The sequence below is a fragment of the Anaerosporobacter sp. genome (assembly GCF_031551385.1).
GTDB lineage: Bacteria > Bacillota > Clostridia > Lachnospirales > Lachnospiraceae > Anaerosporobacter.
The window spans coordinates 1-4,686 of sequence record NZ_JAVBNS010000170.1 but is presented as its reverse complement, the minus strand read 5'-3'; the positions used below and the strand labels follow the sequence as shown (position 1 = coordinate 4,686).

The window sequence follows — 4,686 nt, the reverse complement described above, 5'->3', positions numbered from 1 at the left end:
CCATATCCGCATGTTCTTTCGGGCCAATATGATCCTCTTCAAGATTTGTAAATATTCCATAATCAAAAATCATCGCTGCAGTTCTCTCGAATTTTAGGCCTTGCGAAGATACTTCCATTACTGCATATCTGCACCCCTCATCCACCATTTGGCGAAGATATTTCTGTAATGTATACGCTTCTGGTGTTGTATTATCCGAAGGAATCTTCACATCGCCAATAACCGATTCTATCGTTCCAATTAAACCTGTCTTTAGACCTGCATATTGAAGAATCGACCAAATCATATATGTTGTTGTCGTCTTTCCCTTCGTCCCTGTAACACCAATCGTTGTCAGTTCTTTTGCTGGATATCCAAAATACGCTGCAGACATAGCCGCATATGCGCATTTCGTATCTTCTACACGGATAATCGTAATGTCATATTGCTCCATACCTGTCATCTCTTGTTCCACTACTATAGCTGTTGCGCCCTTTTGGGCAACTTCCTTGGCAAATGTATGTCCATCAACAGTCGCTCCATCAATACATACAAATGCGTTACTCTTTTGTTCATTCTTTGAATTCATAGATATATCCGCAATCTCAACATCTATAAACCCCTGCACTATAGTATAAGAAACATCTTGTAACAAGGTTTGCAGCTTCATGCATTCACTCCCATTTTTAAATTATATCGCTATGCCTATTATATAGTAACTATTCAACATGTGTTACTTTAATGCAAATGTTCTAGTGTTTACATACTCTTCAATTACTTCGCGCTCATTATAGTAATGTTTTACGCCCTTAATTTCTTGATATTCTTCATGACCTTTACCAACAAGAATAATAATATCACCCGTCATTGCATGGTCAAGAGCATAGTAAATTGCTTCTGTACGATCTTCGATTTCAATGTAGTTTCCATTACTTCTAGCAAGTCCGACTTTAATATCTTCATTGATATCCGCTACTTCTTCGTCTCTAGGATTATCACATGTTAATATTGATAAATCTGCCATCTTACCACATAATTCGCCCATATCATAACGGCGTAATTTAGAGCGATTACCACCACAGCCATAAACACAAATAACTCTCTTTGGATTATATTCAGCAACTGTCGTTAATAGACTCTCAACACTGATTGCGTTATGCGCATAATCAATCATAACTGTAAAGTCATCAGAAACCTTAACAATCTCTGCACGTCCTCGAACAGTAATATTCGCAAGCGCATTTAACATTACTTCTTTTGATAATCCAACATTCACACCAATCATCAATGCAACCATCGAATTATAAGAACTAAATCTTCCTGGTATATTCGTTTCTACATGTGCATCTAATTTTCCTTCTACATCAAATGCAATCCCAAGATGCCCATTCATCATCAAAAATTCAATATTAGACGCTTGCAAATCTGCATTTTCGCCAAATCCAAATGTCTGTACTTCACATGTATGACCTGCAAGCACCCCTTCACAATTACTATCATCTTTATTCACAATACCCACTTTACATTGTTTAAACAACAGACTCTTGCAATATAGATACTCTTCCATATCCGCATGCTCTGTTGGCCCAATATGGTCTGCAGAGAAGTTTGTGAATACACCATAATCAAATTCTATCCCTGCAACACGATCCATCTTCAAACCTTGCGAGGATACTTCCATCACTACATATTCACAACCAGCTTCCACCATTTTATTAAAGATAGAATGCAGTTCATACGATTCTGGAGTTGTATTCTCTGTCTTTATCTTTTCTCCAGCAATAACTGCACCAATCGTTCCAATGATACCAACTTTCTTTCCCGCTTCCTCAAACATCTTTTGAAGCATATACGTCGTTGTAGTCTTCCCTTTCGTACCAGTCAATCCAATCGCCGTCATCTTCTTAGCAGGATAATCAAAATACGCCGCCGACATAAGAGCCAATGCTTTTCGTGTACTCTCCACTTTAATAACGGTTACATCCTCTTCCACCTCAACCATTTTCTCAACAACAATAACACTAGCACCCTTAGCAATTGCATCCGGAATAAACCTATGAGCATCCACCGCCGTACCACTAATACAAAGAAAGGCAACACCTTCTGTAACTTTTCTTGAATCATATATAATATCTGAAACTGTCTTGTCTAAACTTCCTTTTAATACTTGGTAGTTGATTTTTTCCAATAAACTTTGTAATTTCATCTTATATTCCATGCATAATGTAATAATCGCTATATAACTCATATGATTTATATAACTTTTCTTACTTCTCCCTCATATATTTTGCCTAGAGAGATTGCATGACTCCTTTCTTAAATTTATAGTTAAATTATTATAGTTAAATTCGATAACAGGTAATTGCGAAACTCTGAATACACTTGACTGCGTCTTGATTAACCTAAGCTACCAAAGAGTAAAGATCACTCTTAAAAAACGATAGCGAAACATCTTAGTACTTCTTGGTGTATACTCTACAACCAAGGAAGGCGAGGCAAGGACGCCGAGCCAGCCCGAGGTGAGGCAGGATGCCGAATCGAAGGCGTTTCCGTAACTTTGGACTATCATATCCGTATACACCTAGAAGTACTTAGATGTGCAGCGTGTTTTGTGTTAGCATAGGTTAATCAAGAAGCCTACACAACATAAATAGAGTTTCGCAATTACCCCCCTATAGACAAAATATAAAGCTCCACTATTTACGCACAAATATCCCCTCTTCTTTTTTCAAAGAATAGGGGATAATATTTCTCTTTATTCTTCCGTAACAATGTGTCCAACTTCAATATCAGACTCAAACATCGTATGAGATGGCCCAATCATAAATACATGATTTGTCTCCTCATCCCATTCCACTGCTAACGGACCTCCAATTTGTTCTACCGTTACTTTTCGGTCACATCTTCCTGTTAAAACAGCAGCTACTACCGCTGTACAACAACCAGTTCCACAACCGATTGTTTCTCCAGTTCCTCGCTCCCACTCACGTATCTTAATGTAATCTCTACTAACTACCTGCGCAAATGTTACATTTGTCTTGTTTGGAAACAGGTCTGTCTTATATTCAAAAGCTCTTCCGTAACCATGTACATCAAAAGATGCCACATCATCAATAAATGATACACAATGAGGATTTCCCCAAGATACTGCTGTTGTATGAAACTCCATATCAAGAACGGTTACTGGTTGCTCTACAAACTCTTCTAACTCACTACTTACAGGAATTACTTTCGTACTAAGTCTTGGCTCTCCGATATTTGCTTTAATATTCACTGCCAAACCATCTTCAACGAATAACTGTAGTTTTTGAATGCCACCAAGTGTTTCGATTGTCAAAAATTCTTTATCTGTAAATCTATGATCATATACGTATTTGCCAACGCTTCTAAGAGCATTGCCACACATCTCTCCCTCTGTTCCATCAGGATTAAACATACGCATTCTAAAATCTGCTACCTCGGAAGGACAAATTAATACCATACCATCTGAACCAATGGCAAAATGTCTATCACTTACATATCTCGCAAGTTCTGGCAAATTATTCAATTTCTGATTAATCGCATCAATATATACATAATCATTTCCATATGCTTGCATCTTTGTAAAACGAATTCTCATCATGATACCCCTACATATCGCAAACTTACTTGCAATCCTGCACTTATCCTTTCCCTAAGTCAATTACTCTTAACTATTTAATGCTTGTTCAAGGTCATTAATAATATCTTCCACATTCTCAATACCAACTGATAAACGTAGGAATGTATCTGTAATACCTAACTTTTGTCTTGTTTCTTCTGTCAATGATTCATGTGTTTGTGTACGTGGATACGTAATTAATGTCTCCGTTCCACCCAAGCTCTCAGCAAACATAACCATATCTAAATTCGCTAACAACTTCTCAACTGTCTCGTAGCTATCTACATTGAATGAAATCATACCACCAAATCCAGATGTCTGTTTCTTTGTCACTTCATAGTTAAGGTGATCTTCAAATCCGACATAATATACTTTCTTTACTTTTGGTTGTGTTTTTAACCAGTTTGCAACTTTTATACCATTCTCATTGTGACGTTCCATACGAAGTGGTAATGTTTTTAAACCACGAAGTAATAACCAGCTATCAAATGGAGCTAACATGTTTCCTTGTGTTTTAACTTGACTACGAATAAACTCTGCCATTTCTGGAGTTTTAACAACAACAATACCTGCAAGGGCATCATTATGACCACCAAGGAATTTCGTTGCACTATGCACTACGATATCAGCTCCAAGTGTAAGTGGTCTTTGGAAATATGGTGATAAGAATGTATTATCAACTACAGTCAATGCTCCAACTGATTTTGCAATCTTAGCGATTTCTTCTATATCTGCTACTTTCATTACTGGATTCGTTGGTGTCTCAATGAAGATAATCTTTGTTTTCTCTGTAACTGCTGCTCTTACATCTTCTACATTAGACATATCAATATATTTAAAGTATGCACCATATCTACGGTAAATATCTTCTACCATACGATATGTTCCACCATAGATATCATCTGTTAATAAAACTTCATCGCCTTCATTCAAATTCATGAATACAGCCATATTCGCTGCTTGTCCACTTGTAAATGCAAATGCTTCTAATCCTTCTTCCAGAATTGCCATTGTTCTCTCTAGCTCTTGTCTCGTTGGGTTTTGAAGACGAGAATAATCATAGCCTG

Annotated in this window: 4 protein-coding genes; all 4 read right to left on the bottom strand. The window is 37.1% G+C overall.

The genetic code is table 11. The features are described 5' to 3' along the window. On the bottom strand, positions 1-649 hold a 649-nt coding region (locus tag RMR19_RS13860; protein WP_310604088.1), incomplete at its 3' end, for a Mur ligase family protein. A gap of 63 nt (positions 650-712) precedes the next feature. Then, positions 713-2,227: a UDP-N-acetylmuramoyl-L-alanyl-D-glutamate--2,6-diaminopimelate ligase gene (locus RMR19_RS13855; protein WP_310604087.1), complete on the bottom strand. Its 1,515-nt coding sequence runs from the start codon at positions 2,225-2,227 to the stop codon at positions 713-715. 507 nt (positions 2,228-2,734) lie between these two features. Continuing rightward, positions 2,735-3,598: a diaminopimelate epimerase gene (gene dapF / locus RMR19_RS13850; RefSeq protein WP_331654737.1), complete on the bottom strand. Its 864-nt coding sequence runs from the start codon at positions 3,596-3,598 to the stop codon at positions 2,735-2,737. A 69-nt stretch (positions 3,599-3,667) separates the two neighbouring features. Further along, a partial coding sequence (locus RMR19_RS13845) for a trans-sulfuration enzyme family protein (RefSeq protein WP_310604086.1) occupies positions 3,668-4,686 on the bottom strand: 1,019 nt, incomplete at its 5' end.